Here is a 16,479-nt window from a genome sequence, read left to right as displayed (position 1 = left end):
GATAGCCTGCCGGCAAAACAAAACACACGGGAGGAAATGCCATGCCTGATGCAATGGTTGCTGCGCGTGCCTCTGACACGGGGCGCGGAACCAGCCAGCAGGTCGATGTTGCCGTGGTCGGTGCCGGCTTTGCCGGCCTCTATCTTCTGCATCGGCTGCGCAAGGCCGGCCTCACGGCGGTCGGCCTCGAAGAAGCCGGCGACGTCGGCGGCACCTGGTACTGGAACCGATATCCCGGCGCGCGCTGCGATATCCAGACCATCGACTACAGCTACACCTTCGATCCGGACCTCGAGACCGCCTGGACCTGGTCGGAGAAATACGCGGCCCAGCCCGAGATCCTGCGCTATCTCGGCTTCGTCGCCGACCGCTACGATCTCAGGCGTGACATCCGCTTCAAGACCAAGGTCACGGAAGCGAAATGGGACGAGGCCACCGAACGCTGGCAGCTCACCACCGACAATGGCGCGGCGGTCTCCTGCCGCCATTACATCATGGCCACCGGCTGCCTCTCGGCGCCGAAGCCGCCGGAGATCGACGGCGTCAAGGACTTCAAGGGCGAGGTCTATTTCACCGGACGCTGGCCGCATGACGGCGTCGATCTCGCCGGCAAGCGCGTCGCGGTGATCGGCACGGGATCGTCGGCCATTCAGTCGATCCCGCTGATCGCCGAGCAGGCCGCACATCTGACCGTGTTCCAGCGTACGCCGAATTTCGCGCTGCCGGCGCATAACGGCCCAGCGCCTTCCGATCGCATGAGCCTGCTGCAAGGCGATCGCGCGGCCTATCGCGAGCAGGCGCGCCAGTCGATGGCCGGCGTGCCCTATCCGCAGCAGACGGTCGTGAGCTGGCAATTAAGCGATGCCGAGCGTCGTGAGCGGTTCGAACGCGCCTGGGCGGCCGGCGACCTCGTCCACATCCTGACCCAGCTCTGGGCCGACCAGGCGGTCGATATCGACGGCAACAAGATCGTCCAGGACCTGATCCGCGAGAAGATCCGCGCCGCCGTCAAAGACCCCGAGACCGCCGCGGCGCTGATGCCGGACGATCATCCGTTCGGCGCCAAGCGGCCCTGCCTCGATACCAACTACTATGCGACCTACAACCGGCCGAACGTCACGCTGGTCAATCTGCGCCAGGAGCCGATCAAGGCGATCACCGCAAGCGGCATCACGACGGCAAGGCGCAGCGTTGATGTCGATGTGATCGTGTTCGCGACCGGATTCGACGCCATGACCGGCGCGATCCGCGCCGTGCATCCGATCACCGGACGCGGCGGCAAGTCGCTCACCGACGTCTGGGCGCAGGGGCCGCAGACCTATCTCGGGCTCACCGTCGAAGGCTTTCCGAACTTCTTCATGATCACGGGACCCGGCAGCCCGTCGGTGCTGTCGAACATGGCGGTGTCGATCGAGCAGCATGTCGACTGGGTCGTCGATCGTCTCGCAGCATTGCGCGACGCCGGCTTCACCACGATCGAGCCGACCGAGACGGCGCAGGCCGGCTGGAACAGGCACATGGCCGACTGCTCGATGGTGACGCTGCACCGGCTCGCCAACACCTGGTACACGGGCGCCAACGTTCCCGGCAAGGTGCAGGGCCTGATGCCCTATACCGGCGGCGTCGGTCCCTATCGCAGCATCTGCGACGAGGTGGTCAGCCGCGGCATGCTCGGCTTCAAGCTGACGGGTCCCAATGTCGCCGCGCAATGCAATGACGGCGAGGTGGTGCGGCTGCAGCCGGATGTGCGGCTGGTGCTGAACCTGCTGGCGTCGCTCAACCTGCCGCCGATCGAGTCGATGGGCGCGCAAGGCGCCTGCGCCTTCGTCAATGAGTTCAACAAGGGCCGTCCCGCTGGACGGCCGATCGGCGAGATCGTCGACGGCACGCTGCCCGGCGCCGACGGTCCCTTGCCTTATCGGGTCTACAAGCCGGCAACATCAGGGCCGCATCCAGTCGTGGTCTATTTCCACGGCGGCGGCTGGGTGCTCGGCGACGAGCAGTCGGACGATCCGTTCTGCCGCGACATGGTGCGGCGGACCGGCATGATGCTCGTCAGCGTCGGCTATCGTCATGCGCCCGAGCATCGTTTCCCGGCCGCGGCCGAAGACGGCTACGCGGCGACGCGCTGGATCGCGGAGCACGCCGCCGAGCTCGGCGGCAGGCCGGGCCCGGTGCTGGTCGCGGGCTGGAGCGCCGGCGGCAACATCGCCGCCGTCACCTGTCAGCTTGCCCGCGATCGCGGCGGGCCTGATATCGCGGGCCAGCTCCTGATCTGCCCGGTCACCGACTGCACTTTCGACCGCCCCTCCTACAACGACAATGCGACCGGCTATTTCCTGACCCGCTCGTTGATGTACTGGTTCTGGGACCTCTATTGCTCGCCGGCCGACCGCACCGATCCGCGCGCCTCGCCGCTCCGCGGCAAGGTCGCAGGCCTGCCGCCGGCCTTCGTCGTCACCTGCGAATTCGATCCGCTGCGTGACGAAGGCATCGCCTATGCCGAGGCAATGGCGGCCGCCGGTGTCCCGGTCGAGCAACTCAAGGCGCGCGGCCATTTCCATTCGTCCTTCACGATGGTGGACGTGATCATCACCGGCGCGCCGGGCCGGGTGCAGATGGCCGAGGCCTTGCGACGCTTCGCCGGGCTTCCGCCCGAAGTTGGTCGCGGCGACGATCGCAGCCAGGTTCATACCAGCCCGGGGCATAAGATCGCGGCCGCCGCGAGTTGAGCAGCGGCAAGCCGGCCGGGAGCCATGCTCCCGGCCGCGACGACAATTGATATCGTCCCGGTACGCGCGTTTCCTTTGGACCAGGCCCGACGACGCTGAGCCGGCCTGCGTTGTCAGCTGAGCAGCTGGGGCTGGTGATCCGGCAACAACGACGAGGCCGCAATGAGGCCGCCTGCGGATGCAAGAGCGGCAATAAGCCAGGGCCACACATAGCTGACAGCCGCGGCTTCGTAGGGCAGCGGCGCACCGAGCGCCGCGATGCCCAATGCAAAGCCGCCTTGGCGCATGACCACAGTCACTGCCGAGGCCATGCCGGTTTGGTCCGGAGACACCAACGCGACGACAGCACCCGATAGTTGCGGGTGCGCCAGCGCTGCGCCAACCCCGATCAACAGCATCCCGGTCGCCGTCGCGGCGAGAATAACTCCAGTGTTCGGGAGCCAGCCACTCGCGATCAGCATCAACGTGAGATCGCCCGCCAGCAGCACCAGCATCGCGGTCGCGAACAGCCGGCGCCAGCCCCAGCGTTTCGCCAAACGGGCTCCATAGGGCGGCAGCAGAAGCATCGGCAGCGTCGCAAAGAGCAATGCGAATCCGACCGATGAGCCTGTCCAGCCAAACGCTGCATCCAGGAACGGCGGCAGGTAGACGAGGACGGCCCAGTATCCGATGGAGACGGCAATCAGCAACGACGAAATTCCGATCATGACCGGTCGACCAAATACAGCCGGATCAAACATCGGCGCGGGCCGGCGCCGCTGCTGCATCGCAAAGATGGCGAGTAGACACACACTTGCCCCGAGACCGACCGCAACCCGGACCGGTGCTGCACGCCCCATCAACAGGCTCTCGATCGCTAGGCCAAGAGCAAACGTGAGAAGAACGATACCGCTCCAATCAAGCGGACGACCGGCAGGGCCGCGCGATTCTGCGACCAACCGTGGAACAGCGAGAATGGCGAGCAGGCAAAGTGGGATATTTGCCAGGAAAATCCAGCGCCACCCAACCCACGTCGAGACGAGCCCTCCGAGCGTCGGCCCAAGAGCCATCGCCGTACCCGAGATCACGCCCATCAGCGCGAATGCACGGGCGCGCTCGTCAGGCCGGGTATAGGTGCTCGCGAGCAGCGCGATGCCTCCGGTAATGACGAACGCTGCGCCAAGGCCTTGAACTGCACGCGCAGCCCACAGCACCGGGCCTCCCGCCGCGAAGCCGCAGGCGATCGAACCGGTCAGGAACACGATGTTGCCGCCAAGCAAGGCACGTCGTCGTCCATACCTGTCCGCCAGCGCACCGGCGGCCAGCAATCCCCCTGTAAAAGCCAGACTGTAGGCATCCATGACCCAGGCATAGGCGGCGACGCCGAAACCGAGCTCGGCCGCGATGGCCGGCATTGCGACGACAACCGCTGTCACGTCGAATTGCGTCAAGAAGGCCGCCATGCCGAGCACCGTCGCCGGCAGCAGGTTGTGCCAACAGCCCCGCGACTGCGTAGGGAGTTCGGGCTGGGTCATCGGTTTCCAATCGTGAAAGCGTCTCTCCCGATATGCACGCCGGCGCGGGTTGCACGCCAATGCAAGTTGTTCACATCGCCATGAAATTCATTCATGATGATGCGATGCGCTCATTTCCTCCTTTTGACGGCCTGATTGCGTTCGAGGCCGCCCTGCGACATGCGAGCGTCACCCGCGCCTCGGCGGAACTCGGGCTTACGCAGAGCGCGGTCAGTCATCGGCTGCGCAAACTCGAGGACTTCGTCGGGACGCCGCTCCTCATTCGCCAGCCGAGCGGCCTCAGCGCCACGCCCGCCGGTATTGCACTCTCGAACGAGTTGGCCGGCTTGTTCGACAGAATGGCGGATTTTCGTGCGCTTTGTCGGGCCGCCGCGCCACCTCAGGCCTTGAAGGTCGGCGTAGGTGCAGCGCTTGCCGACTATTGGCTCGTGCGGCGCTTGCCCAATTTTGCGCAAGCGCATCCCGGCATACCGGTTGAGCTGGCGGTACGTGAAGCCGACGCACACGCGAGGTCGGCCGATCTCGACGTCACGGTCCTGTGGCAACCAGCAGCGGGCTTCAGGCCCATGTCCACGCAGCGTTTGCTGTTTCGCGAGCATGTGTACCCCGTCTGCCACCCGCGCCTGCTGCTTGGCCGACGCCCCCTGACCGACGTGACCCGCCTCAAATCGTTGCCGCTCCTGCACAAGGGCCGGGCCGGCGAAGACAGTGGGGTCGAATGGTCATGGACAACGTGGTTCGAACGATTGGGCCTCGGCCGCCCGCCGCCGGCCGAGATCCGTTTTGCAACGATAGCCACTGCCGTCGCCGCCGCCCTCGCCGGCAACGGGATCGTGCTCGCACGCTCGCTACTGGTCCAGGACGCGCTCAAGGACGGGAGGCTGGTACGGGTGCTTCCGCAATCGTGGGACTTGCCGGCGAGCAAAGCCCAAATCGTGCGCTGGCCCCCGGCGATGGCCAAAGATTCCCGGGTGCAGGCGTTTGTTCGCTGGATCCTGCAAATGCCCAGGATTCCCCAGGATTGAGCCAACGCCGCGACGATTAGCCGGGAACCATTTCTCGGCCGCCGCGTTAAGGGGCGTGTGGCATTGAGATGCAGTAATGGGTGTGGGCCCCGGTACGCACGATCGTGTGCCGGGGTTCTTTTTGCGTGAGGCGGGACGATGGGGGACGTGGTTGGGGATTCAAAGGTCGATTTTGGTGTGCTGGCGGTGCTGCATAAATGGCCATCGCTTGCGAACCAGCGGCGGTCGGACCGAGCGTCCTACCAGGTGATCGAGGGCACGCTCGACGAATGCATCTCGGCGTTCATGGCGAAGCCGGCGGCGACCAGGCATCTCTATGAGATTCGCACGATCGCACAACCGCCGCTGGTCACCGACATTCTCTCGCCCGAGCACATCACCGAGCTGGCGCGGCTGCGCGAATTTCTCTGATCCCCGCAGAAAGCACCGGCTGAGCGAAGGAACCTTCTTCCGGTTTTTCCCGTTGATGGTGATCGGAAGCGAAGGCGTGAGTGCCTCAGATGCTTGAAGCCGGCGTGCCAGCCCCGGTCGTGCCCTATGGCGCAGACCAGACCCTGTTCGTGGTGATCGACCGCCTCGACAAGGCGACTGAAGTCCGTGTCGAGCGAAGCGATCTCGACGCCACGATCGGCGAGCTCGTCGCCGGCTGCTTCAACGACCCCGTCAAGGTCATCTCGTTCAACACGCTCGAGCACTGGATGAAGGATATCTCGACCGACGTCGCCGGCGAGATTCGGGCGCGCTGCGACATCGATGGCGTGACGCTGCCCGACTATCTCAGCGACTTCGTCGAGAGCCACAGCTGAGCGCGCGTGGGATGATGAGTATCAGGCGCGCCGGTACTTGCCGGCGATGACCTCGATCTCGCGGCGGCGTTCGCCCGCGAAGGTCAGGAGCTTTTCGATCGTCAGCGTATCCGTGATCCGTTTGGCCAGCCGCTCGGCGCGTGCGGCCTGATCTTCGAGATACTGGATCGTATTCAAACGCCACCTCCCAAGAGCTTCAATCTGGAGTCCCGAATGTTTGGGTATCCATGGTGGCTGGAGGCGGCTAACAGCCGGTTAAGCACAGCGTTTCGGATCGATATCACTGCAAATTATTGCACCACGTCGAGCCGGACATTGGTGACACCCTTGTCGACCATGCCGAGCGCCTCCGCCGCGGAGGGCGAGATGTCGACCACGCGTCCGCGAACATACGGCCCGCGATCGTTGATCCTGACGGTCACGAAGCGGCCGGACGAGACATCGGTGACGCGCAGCTTGGTGCCGAACGGCAGGCTGGGATGGGCCGCGGTCAATTCGTTCTTGTCGAACCTCTCGCCGCTCGCCGTCTCCGTATCCGAATAGAAGCTGGCGACGCCATGCGAGACGCTTTGCTTTGCGTCGCCGGCGGGAACGCGCGCCCGGCTGATCGGACGCGGATGCAGCGCCGCCACCCTGTGCGGTCGTTCGACAGCGGCGTGCCGGTGGGTGCCGAGATCGGCTTTCTGGCGGCCGACCGGCGATTGCGCACACGCCGCAAGCGACGCCGCGCCGATGATGGCGAGCAGGATCCGGCACAGGGTTGCCAGCGAAATCCGGGCAGTTTCGGCACGTGCAAATCGAGACATGATGCGCCCTCCGAACGGCCCCGAGTTTCGGTGGGCAATGAGGGCAGAACCTTGTCGGAACGAAAGCACGCCTGAGGCCGCAGCCGTTTCAGGTTTAGCTGTGGCGATTCCACCACACTGGCTTGTCCTGAATCGAGACAGACTCGTCGGAGAGGCCTGATACGACGCGCCAGATCATCGGGCGCGTCTCCGGGGAAACCTCGCCAGGTTCGGCGCCAGCCCTCGAGAGCCGCGCGAGCTCGCGCCGATAGAGCCACGGCCAGCCGGTTTTCAGGCTGGCGAGAAAGTCGAGCTCCCGTTGTGTCAGCGTGCACATCATGAACAGGGTCCGGTTGCAAAGCCGCGCCGTCAGCCGACGAGGCCTCCCATCGCTTTGACGTCGGCGCTGCCCGGGAAGACTGTTTCTGCGAGCACCTTCTCCTCGACACGCAGGTGATCCCGCAGCAGGCCCTTCAACACCGCGCGCAAATCCGTAGTCGGCTTGAGATCGCGATCCTCGAACAGCTGCGCCGGCTTCAGACCCGGCCAGTCCGCGATCACGCGGCCACCGGTGAGCCCGCCGCCGATCAGGAAGGCGACCGTGCCCGTGCCGTGGTCGGTACCCTGCGTCCCGTTGATGCGCGCGGTTCGCCCGAACTCGGTGACAACGGCCACGACTGTTTCGCGCCACGCTTCGCCCATGTTGCTCTCGATTGCGGCAAAGGCGCCATCGAGCGCGCCGAGCAGATTGTAGAGCTGGCCCGAGGCCGCGCCCTCGGCGATGTGCGTATCCCAGCCGACGAAGCCCATGGCGCCGACGCGCGGACCGTCGGGCTTGGCGAGATAGCGCGCGGCCGTGCCGGCGGCTTCGGCGAAGTAGGCGCGCACGCGCGCGATGCCGGGCGGCGCCAAGGTCGGATCGTCGGACATCGGATCGCCCGTGCCCGATGCGCCGCCGAGCGAAGCGAGCTTCATGCGGGCCTGGAGCACGGTCGCAAGCTTCGGATCGGTGTGCTGGTAGAGATCGAGCAGGCGGTTCTGCGTGTCCTCGCTCGCCGGCAACAATCGCTGCGGCACCCAGGTCATCACAGGCGCCGAACCGCGCACCACTAGCGGCGTCACCGAGCCGATGCCGAGCGCGCGGCTGCCGCGCGGGTCGACACGCCCGCCGGATTCCAGCGCGAGCAGCGCGCGGTTGAGCCATCCCGAGCTGGTCATGCCCGGCTTGACGAGCCCGCTCTCCAGTACATCCTGGCCGTCGAAATGCGAACGCTCGCGATACGGCGTCGCGGTGGCATGGACGATCGCAGCCTTGCCGCTTTTGTAGAGCCGATGCAGATTGGGCATCGCCGGATTGAGCGCGAAGAAGGCATCGAGCGGCAACGCGGGCGGCTTGCCGTCCAGCACCAGCGCGCGATCGCCGCGCAAGGAGATCCAGTCGGGATCGCCGACCGGTGCAACCGCGCCGAGGCCGTCGAGCGCGCCGCGCAGCACGATGACCAGGAGGCGCGGATCGCGCCCTTCTGCGCGCGCGATTCCAGGCATCTGGCTCCATGCGAATAGTGCGCCGGATCCGACCAGAAGCTCGCGCCGCGTGGGCAAATGATTGACGACGCCCATGCTCACCTCCTCTGAAAATCCGCCGACATGAACAACAGCGCCAGCGCCTGCTGCCGGCTCTCGGCACGGCCGACCGCCTGCTTCACCTCGGGCGCGATCTCGGATCCGAACACGTCCTCGATGATCGCTTGAGGATCGGCCATGCCAGTGATGCGCTCGGCAAAATTGTTGGCGACGTCCAGCCGCCGGCCGACGCCGTCGATCCAGCTGGGCTCGTCATCCGGATAGCCCTTCGGCGCCGACGGACGCCACAGCGCCTCGCCGAGCAGCTCCTGGCCGCCGGTGAAGCGGATGGGATCGACGACCGTGATGCCGACCGCACGCACCATGCCAACGCCCCACTCGCTGGGACGCTTGAGTTTCGACGGCGGCTCGCGCCAGGCTTCGTCGGACGACACCATCGCGATCGCGACTTGCTTGAGATCGCCCTCGGTGTCGCGAAAAGTCTTCGCCATCTGCTCGATCAGCACAGGCGGCGGCTCGTCGGCAACGAAGTGCCGGGCGAGCTTGGTCGCGACATGGGTCGCGGTGGCCGGATTCGCGGCGAGATCGCGCAGCACCGCACGGCCCTGCTCGACATCTTCCTGTTCGTAGCGCTTGCCGAGCACGGTCTGTCCGCCCGGTTCGTGCAGCCGCGGATTGAACGTGAAATCGCCGCCGTGCTGGGGATCGGCGCCCGGCGGCACCAGTGTCCAGCCGGTCAGCACATTGGCAAAGCTGATGACGTCGTCCTGGGTGTAGCCAGCGCGCACGCCGAGCGTATGCAGCTCCATGATCTCGCGCGCAAAGTTTTCGTTGAGGCCGCTGCTGCGGTTGATGCCGGCCGTCGAGTTCGCGCCCATCGAGCCGAGATTGTCGAGATAGACCAGCATCGCCGGATGGCCCTCGACGGCCAGCAGGAGATCGACGAAGCGGCCGAGCGCATTTGCGCGAACGGCTTCGCGCTCATAGGCGCCGGACATGCTCTGGATGCGGTTGGCCGAGACGCAGAAATGGTTGGACCAGAACCACACCAGCCGCTCGGCAAAGCCGATGTCGGCGGAAAGCGCCGCTTCCGTGCGCACCTTGGCTTCCTGCAAATAGATCGGACGGCCGGGATCGGGAATGGCATCGGCCGCTTGCTTCGCCGCCATCTCGGCGGCGTCCTTGTCCGCTCCCTGTCCTTGCGTCTGGTCTTCCGACATGGTCGGCGTCGCCGCCACCTGCTGCTTCTTGGCCTGCTGCTGGGCCTGCTTGGCGCGCGCGGCGCGCCGCGCATTGGCATCAGCCACGGTGCGATAGGCCTTTGCGCTGGAAGGAAGACTGGCGGCGGCGTTCAGGACGAGCGGGCGGTCGAGCTCGGCGATCAGCGCGCCGCGCGGGTCGGTCCCGACAGCCGCGATCGATCCCGGGCGCGGCCCCATCCCGAAGCGATGAAGCGCCAGCACTGAATCGGCCTTTGCAGAACTGCTCATGGCGAATGCCCAATTCTTTCGAGCCTGCCGACGGTGCCCGTCGCAGGCTACGAACTGTAATGCTACAGATCGTAGCATTCACGACGAAGACCGGCAAGCGGAGATTGAGAGAGCGTCGTCAACAACTCGGGAGCCGCCGGTCCCGCAGACCAGCGGCAATCGTCCTAAAAATTCGGCCCGAGCGCGATTTTCGTGATCGTTCCGTTTCTGACGCCGATGCGCCATTCCGCCGAACCATTGGCGAACTGGGCGACGTAGATGTCGCTGTCGAGCGCAGTGACGCCGCGGAAGGAGACCGCACGCAGCGCACCCAGCCGCGTCAGAATCGCCTGATCGAACGGAAGCTGCGCGCGTGTGATGTCGGCGACCTCAGACGTCATCCGTTCGTAGTCCGGCTGCCCCTTGCCGACGCCCTCGATGTAGCGGCGCAGCATCTCCTCGCCATTGGCGATCGGAACGGCGCGCCGCGCTGCGCGACCCGGACGCGCGCCGAGGTTTGAGGCCTCGACATTGTGGAAGCGCGTTTGCCGACCCGGCACCAGGATCTCCATGCACCGTCCCGACTTGTCGGCAATCACCCACGGATTGTTCACGGTGGTGGTGGAAGCCCAGGTCATGTTGGGCCTGACGACGCTCTGCGTCTTGCGATTGCCGTCGGCATCGAGATTGAAGATTTGGATGTCGTCGCCCATCTCGTTATAGACCATGATCCTGATCGGCGAGGTGCCGGCGCGGCCGCGCACGTTCGCCTCCTCCGAGCAAGGCACGATGCCACCGAGTTCGTCGTTGCCGTCGGCCCGGAAGATGACATCGCCGGCTTTGCCGTCGGGCTCGATCAGCAGGCGGAATTCGGCCGTGCCGTTCTCGAACTTCGCGCCATAGATGTCGTAGCCGCCGGGGCCGACGCCGCGGAAGAAGATCGATTCCAACCCGCCGAGCGCAACGAACGTCGCGTGCATTTCATTGAGCTGGCGGTGGATCTTGGCCGCGAGCGGCGCGCTCATGCGCTCGTAGTTCGGCGTGCCGGCGCGCAGATCCTCGATCCCGCGCAAGATCATCTCCTTGCCGCCGACGGCCGGGACCTGCTCCCTGAAGCGATCGGGCACTTCGGCAAGACGACGCGCGAAATCCGCTTCGACCGCCTGAGCCACCGCCGCATCGACGCGGGCCGCAAGACGCGCGCCGAAAACCGCACTCTGTAGCAACACGCGCGAGACCCTCGACTGCTCGTCGCGCAGGAAGATCACGAGATGGTCGCCGCGGAAGGAGAACGCATCAGTGCCCTCGGCAAGGATTTGCGTCGTGCCCTGCCCGGTTTCCTGCAACCAGAGACGGTCGCCATCGCGGCGCACGGTGAGCACGCGGTTCGGCGCAATCCTGTACCAGCCGACATATTGATCGAGCGAGGCAGCTTCGGTCGTCGGCGCCGGCATCTCGGCGACACGCACCGCGCGCACGTCGCGGCCGTTCATGCGCAGCATCAGTTCGGCGGAGCGACGTTCCGCATCGAGCGGGAACGTGATCTCGCCGGACGAAGCCATGTAGGACGCGGTTCCGTCGCTACCGACATTCAGGCGCAGCCGGCGTTGCCCGGTGAGTTGGCCGTAGAGGTCGTCACCTTCGCGGAAGATGGCGAACACCGAAGCCGGGCCCATCGCGTAGAAATTGACGAAGGGGCGGTAATGCTGGGCCGGCACCTCTCCACTATCCGCGGCGAGCAGCGGAGGCTCCGGGGTGCGATAGGCGATCATGCCGGCGGACACGATCACGGCGGGAACGATCGCGGCCGCGATCCACGCCCGCTTGCGCCAGCCGACCGCGACGGGCATCGCGGCGGTCGCGATGATGCGCTCGACGCGGGCGCGCACGGTCGAAGCCCGCGCCATCGCGAGCTCGAGCGGCCGCGGGTTTACCGTGCTTGCGAAATCAAGCAGGATTTCCGCATAGGACAGCCGGTCGTCGATCACCTCGATCGCCTCGGCGTCGCTGATGATCTCGGCAAGTTCGGCAAGACGCGCGAGCTGCCACCAGGCGAACGGGCTGAACCAGAACACCGCGCGATTGAGAGAGGCGAGCAGAAGGATATAGAAATCTCGGTTGGCGACATGCGCGCCCTCATGCGCGAGCACCGCGAGGCGCTTCTTGGCGTCCCAGCCGGAAAATTGCGGCGGCACCAGAATGGTCGAGCCAAACGTGACGGGACCGCCGATCTCGCGGCTGACGCGCACATCGGCGTCGACCATGCGCGGACCGTTGATCGGCCTTGCCGCGCGCGCGAGGCGCCAGGTCAGACAGAGGCCGATGGCCAGCCGCAGCAGCAACAGGCTGGCAACGCCGGCATGGACGATTGTGGCGATCAGCCACCAATTGATCGAGACGCCGCTCTGCGCCGGGGAAACAATCGCCGCGCCGGGCGTGATCGGCTGCATGGGCTGCGGCATCTCAAACATCGAGATATCGGCAGGCAGGACATCAGCCGGCACCGATACCGGCAATGGCAGCCGGGTGATGGTGACCGTCGGCCAATGCATCACCAAGGGCATCGCCAGCGATGCCAGCAGCACGATGACCCACGCCGTCATGTGGACGTGCGGATTGCGCACGCGAAACAGGTTGAGACCGAACCAGACGACGCCTCCCAGCACAAGGGAGCGTAGCGCCGCCTCCGCCAGAGTTGCGATCATTCTTTCTTCACTCCCCTCGCCTTCTTCGCCTTGGCCACCTGGTCGGCCAGTGTGCGCAACTGCTGCTGGTCAAGCATTGCATTGTCGACCATGCCGACGAGGACCTCCTCCATCGAGCCGTTGCAGAACCAGTCGACGATGCGCTGCACCGCCTTGGCCGCAACCCGCGCGCGCTCTTCGGCTGCGTGGTAGACATAAGTGCGTCCGTCCACCGTATGCCGAGCATAGCCCTTTTCTTCCAGCCGGCGCAGCACCGTGCGGACGGTCGATTCCTTCAGCCGACGCGACAGCTTCTCGCGCACCACCTCGGCCGTGACAGGACCATGGGCCCAAACCAGTTGCATGACCTCGTGCTCAAGGTCGCCCAGGTCGGGCAAACGATCGTCCATGGCGGCTTACCTTGGTTTCGAATTTTCTTGTAGCGCTACAGAGCGTCGCATACACGGCCGCGCCGCGCAACGGGGTTTCTACCTGAAATGGTATCGCGTGCTGACCGAACCGGGGAAATAACGTCGCAAGTCGGATCGACTTTCGATCGGGCTAGCAGACTGCCCTGCCCCTCACCCGGATTGCGCCGGACGATGCTTCGCATCGCCGGGAGCAATCCGACCTCTCCCCGCAGAAGAGCGGGGAGAGGTTAGGGAGGCAACCTCTCTCACTCCCTCGCCCCGTTCTTACGGGGAGAGGGTGGGGTGAGGGGCTGCCTCCGCAGATTCAGATCGAATTGTAAGCGTCAGTACTGCGGCTCGTACATCTGGGACTGAACCAGTCCCTTCACGTCATTGGGCGCGGGTCCGTCCGCAAGCCCGCGCTGAAAAGCGACATCGGCGACGGCCGCGGCGATGCGGACCGAGACCTCGCGGATGCGCGGCAGCGCCGGGTAGAGGCTGCCTTGCGCGAGATCGTCCTTGCCGACGCAATTGGCGAGCGTATGGGCGGCCGCCATGAACATCTCGTCCGTGACGAGGCGCGAGCGGCTGGCGATGACGCCGAGGCCGACGCCCGGGAAGATGTAGGAGTTGTTGCCCTGGCGCGGCACGAAGGTGCGGCCGTTGAGCTTGACCGGATCATACGGACTGCCGCAGGCAAATAGCGCGCGGCCCCCGGTGTAGCGGTAGGCGTCCTCCGCCGAGCATTCGGCCTTCGAAGTCGGATTGGAGAGCGCGAACACGATCGGCTGTTCGTTGAGCTCGGCCATCGCCTTGAGCACATCGGGCGTGAAGGCGCCGCCGACCGCGGCAACACCGATGATCGCCGTCGGCTTCAGCGTCCTGATCGCGGTGAGGAAGTCGGCGATCGGCGCCTGGTCGGCATGGGCATAACGGAGCTTGTGACCGGACAGGCCTTCACGGCCGCCGACGACGAGGCCGCGGGAATCCACCAGCCAGTTGCGGCGGAGCGCCTCGGCTTCAGAGGCGCCCTCCGCCATCATGGCGGACGTCACGAGATCGGCGATGCCGGTCGCGGCCTCGCCCGCGCCGAGGAACAGGATGCGCTGATCCTTCAGCTTGCCGCCGTTGACGCGCAGCGCCGAGAACAGGCCGGCGAGCGCCACCGCAGCCGTGCCCTGGATGTCGTCGTTGAAGACGCAGGCCTCATCGCGGTATTTGTGCAGCAGCTTGAACGCCGAGTGGTTGGCGAAATCCTCGAACTGGATCAGCACACCGGGAAAGGTCTTGCGCGCGGCGACCATGAACTCGTCGACGAAGCTGTCATAGGCCTCGCCCGTGAGCCGCCGCTCGCGCAAGCCGAGATAATACGGGTCCTTCAAGAGCTCTTCGTTGTTGGTGCCGACGTCGAGCACGATCGGCAGGCACGTTTCGGGATGCACGCCGGCGCAGGCCGAATAGAGCGAGAGCTTTCCGACCGGAATGCCCATGCCGTTGGCGCCGAGATCGCCGAGGCCGAGGATGCGCTCGCCATCGGTGACGACGATCAGCTTGGCCGGATAGGGCCAGTTCTTCAGGATCTCGCCGATCTGGCCGCGATCGCGCGAGGAGATGAACATGCCGCGTGGGCGCTGGAAGATCAGGCCGTATTTCTGGCAGGCGAGCCCGACCGTCGGCGTGTAGATGATCGGCTGGATCTCGTCGATATTGTCGACCACGACGCGGAAGAACAGCGCCTCGTTGCGGTCGTGCAACGCGTTCAACGCGACATATTTTTCGAGATCGGTCGGCAGCGTGCGCAGGTTGACGAGCACCCGCTCGACCTGGGTCTCCATCGTCAGCACGCAAGGCGGCAGCAGGCCGCGCAGGCCAAGCGCATCGCGCTCCTGCGCGGTGAAGGCGGTGCCCTTGTTGAGCAGGGGATCGCGCAGCAGCGCCATGCCGTGCACGGAGTCGGACGATGTCGAATGGGCGCTGACCCGAGCAGGTCTATTCACGAATTCCCCCAGGGAGTTTCTTATTGAAGGGCGGGCATTGTCGGCCAGCGCTCACCTGAGATCAAGGACGCAGAAGCCTGCGGCAAGGATCGTGATCCCGCACCGCAGCGAGGTTTTCCCCGCCGTTTTGCGCGCGAAAGGTTAACGCCGCAACGGTGGTCGTTCTCCTCATGGTGAGGAGCGCGGAACGCGCGTCTCGAACCATGAAGGCCCCATCTCGCTTGTGGCCATCCTTCGAGACGGTCGCTGCGCGACCTCCTCAGGATGAGGAAAGCGCTTGTGGCGCCGCAAGCTACTCCGCCTTGATGTCGGCGGCCTTCACGATCGGCCACCATTTCTCGGTCTCGGCCTTCTGGAAGGCTCCGAGCGCTGCGGGCGTTTGCTGATCGGGCGGAGGAATCTCCTGCCCCAATTCGCCGAACCGTTGCTTGACGGAAGCGTCGGCAAGCACGTTGACGATGGCCGCGTTGAGCTTCGTGACGATCTCCTTCGGCGTGTTTTTCGGTGCCCAGATGCCGTGCCAATAGGAGATGTAGAGACCGGGCAGCCCCGCCTCGTCGACGGTCGGGATATCGGGCGCGGAGGCGAGCCGCGTCGGCGACGTCACCGCGAACGCCTTGATCGCACCGTTCTTGTAGTGCGGCAGCGAGTTCGAGGCCTGATCGAACATGATGTCGATCTGCCCCGCCACGAGGTCGATCATGGCGGGCCCCGCGCCGCGATAGGGCACGAACTGGAAGTCGGTCCTGGTTCTCTCCTTGAAGAAGACACCGGCGACGTGGGCCCCGGTGCCGGCGCCCGCGGTGCCGGCGGTCACCTTGCCGGGATTGGCCTTCAGCCACGCGATCATCTCTTTCAGAGTGTTGGCCTCGAGCGACTTCCGGCCGACGATGAGCTGCGTGCCCATCGCGATCGTCGCGACCGGTTCGAAATCGGCGATCACATCGTATGGCAGCTTGAAGATCGCGCCGTTGAGCACATGCGTGCCCCAATGTCCGATCGTGATCGTGGTGCCATCAGGCGTTGCGCGCGCGACGCGGGCGCCGGCGATGCTGCCGGAGGCGCCCGCCACGTTTTCAACCACGATCGTCGCGTGCAATTCGGCGGCGATGCGTTCGGACAGGATGCGCGCCAGCGTGTCGGTCGGACCGCCCGCCGCGAACGGCACCACGAGGGTGATCGGCCGCGACGGAAACGGCTGGGCGTTTGCCGGTGTGGCCCACGCCGCACATCCGAGCAACGCACACATGACGGTCACATGACCGCGCAGTCCAGCCCACCGCCCCCGCATCAGTCTCTCCCACCTTTTTGCCGCCCGCATATTGTCAACGGGCTGGAGCCGGAGTGAACGCTGCCGAACGGATGGAGGCAAGCCGGAAATGATGCCGGACCGCTCAGGATATGTACTCATAAACTCGCGCTGCACTTCGTGTGAGGTCCGCTCTGCCTCCGATACCGGCCGTGTTGGCGCAC

14 protein-coding genes are annotated in these 16,479 nt (G+C 65.5%); 4 read left to right on the top strand and 10 right to left on the bottom strand.

The features are described 5' to 3' along the window. Positions 1 to 41 precede the first annotated feature (41 nt). A complete protein-coding gene (locus AC0L20_RS12060) occupies positions 42 to 2,732 on the top strand; it encodes a flavin-containing monooxygenase (protein WP_473288696.1) in 2,691 nt (896 codons plus the stop codon). A 113-nt stretch (positions 2,733 to 2,845) separates the two neighbouring features. Here the strand turns inward: AC0L20_RS12060 and AC0L20_RS12055 are convergent, their stop codons facing one another. Further along, positions 2,846 to 4,246 (bottom strand): MFS transporter, encoded by a 1,401-nt coding sequence (locus AC0L20_RS12055; protein ID WP_473288695.1) that lies wholly within the window; start codon positions 4,244 to 4,246, stop codon positions 2,846 to 2,848. Between the two features lie 59 nt (positions 4,247 to 4,305). Here AC0L20_RS12055 and AC0L20_RS12050 point away from each other — a divergent pair, with 59 nt between their 5' ends. The 3 genes from AC0L20_RS12050 to AC0L20_RS12040 all read left to right on the top strand — a co-directional run bounded on the left by AC0L20_RS12050 (position 4,306) and on the right by AC0L20_RS12040 (position 6,077). Beyond that, entirely contained in the window at positions 4,306 to 5,271 is a 966-nt protein-coding gene (locus tag AC0L20_RS12050) for a LysR substrate-binding domain-containing protein (protein ID WP_473288694.1), read from the top strand. 138 nt (positions 5,272 to 5,409) lie between these two features. Then, entirely contained in the window at positions 5,410 to 5,682 is a 273-nt protein-coding gene (locus AC0L20_RS12045) for a hypothetical protein (protein WP_018457466.1), read from the top strand. An 89-nt stretch (positions 5,683 to 5,771) separates the two neighbouring features. Next, positions 5,772 to 6,077: a hypothetical protein gene (locus AC0L20_RS12040; RefSeq protein WP_456769837.1), complete on the top strand. Its 306-nt coding sequence runs from the start codon at positions 5,772 to 5,774 to the stop codon at positions 6,075 to 6,077. Positions 6,078 to 6,098: 21 nt separating this feature from the next. On the opposite strand, the gene AC0L20_RS12035 is transcribed toward AC0L20_RS12040, so the two are convergent. The 9 genes from AC0L20_RS12035 to AC0L20_RS11995 all read right to left on the bottom strand — a co-directional run bounded on the left by AC0L20_RS12035 (position 6,099) and on the right by AC0L20_RS11995 (position 16,297). Continuing rightward, positions 6,099 to 6,254, bottom strand: a complete 156-nt coding sequence (locus AC0L20_RS12035; RefSeq protein WP_014493103.1) for a hypothetical protein — start codon at positions 6,252 to 6,254, stop codon at positions 6,099 to 6,101. Positions 6,255 to 6,367: 113 nt separating this feature from the next. Beyond that, positions 6,368 to 6,883 (bottom strand): septal ring lytic transglycosylase RlpA family protein, encoded by a 516-nt coding sequence (locus AC0L20_RS12030; protein ID WP_473288693.1) that lies wholly within the window; start codon positions 6,881 to 6,883, stop codon positions 6,368 to 6,370. 94 nt (positions 6,884 to 6,977) lie between these two features. Further along, positions 6,978 to 7,202 carry a hypothetical protein gene (locus AC0L20_RS12025; protein WP_473288692.1) on the bottom strand — a complete coding sequence of 75 codons (225 nt, stop codon included), beginning with the start codon at positions 7,200 to 7,202 and terminating at the stop codon, positions 6,978 to 6,980. A gap of 29 nt (positions 7,203 to 7,231) precedes the next feature. Then, positions 7,232 to 8,482, bottom strand: coding sequence for a DUF1501 domain-containing protein (locus AC0L20_RS12020; protein ID WP_473288691.1), 1,251 nt, complete (start codon positions 8,480 to 8,482; stop codon positions 7,232 to 7,234). 2 nt (positions 8,483 to 8,484) lie between these two features. Beyond that, positions 8,485 to 9,936 (bottom strand): DUF1800 domain-containing protein, encoded by a 1,452-nt coding sequence (locus AC0L20_RS12015; protein ID WP_473288690.1) that lies wholly within the window; start codon positions 9,934 to 9,936, stop codon positions 8,485 to 8,487. Between the two features lie 164 nt (positions 9,937 to 10,100). Then, positions 10,101 to 12,620 (bottom strand): M56 family metallopeptidase, encoded by a 2,520-nt coding sequence (locus AC0L20_RS12010; RefSeq protein WP_473288689.1) that lies wholly within the window; start codon positions 12,618 to 12,620, stop codon positions 10,101 to 10,103. After that, positions 12,617 to 13,009, bottom strand: a complete 393-nt coding sequence (locus tag AC0L20_RS12005; protein WP_473288688.1) for a BlaI/MecI/CopY family transcriptional regulator — start codon at positions 13,007 to 13,009, stop codon at positions 12,617 to 12,619. Before AC0L20_RS12005 ends, AC0L20_RS12010 begins: the two co-directional genes overlap by 4 nt. A 344-nt stretch (positions 13,010 to 13,353) precedes the next feature. Further along, on the bottom strand, positions 13,354 to 15,006 hold the full coding sequence (locus AC0L20_RS12000) for an NAD-dependent malic enzyme (protein ID WP_473279115.1): 1,653 nt from the start codon (positions 15,004 to 15,006) through the stop codon (positions 13,354 to 13,356). 292 nt (positions 15,007 to 15,298) lie between these two features. Then, entirely contained in the window at positions 15,299 to 16,297 is a 999-nt protein-coding gene (locus AC0L20_RS11995) for a tripartite tricarboxylate transporter substrate-binding protein (protein WP_473288687.1), read from the bottom strand. Between the last annotated feature and the right edge of the window lie 182 nt (positions 16,298 to 16,479).

This window comes from Bradyrhizobium sp. Kon58 (genome assembly GCF_055807455.1).
This window is presented reverse-complemented; position numbering and strand designations above follow the sequence as displayed.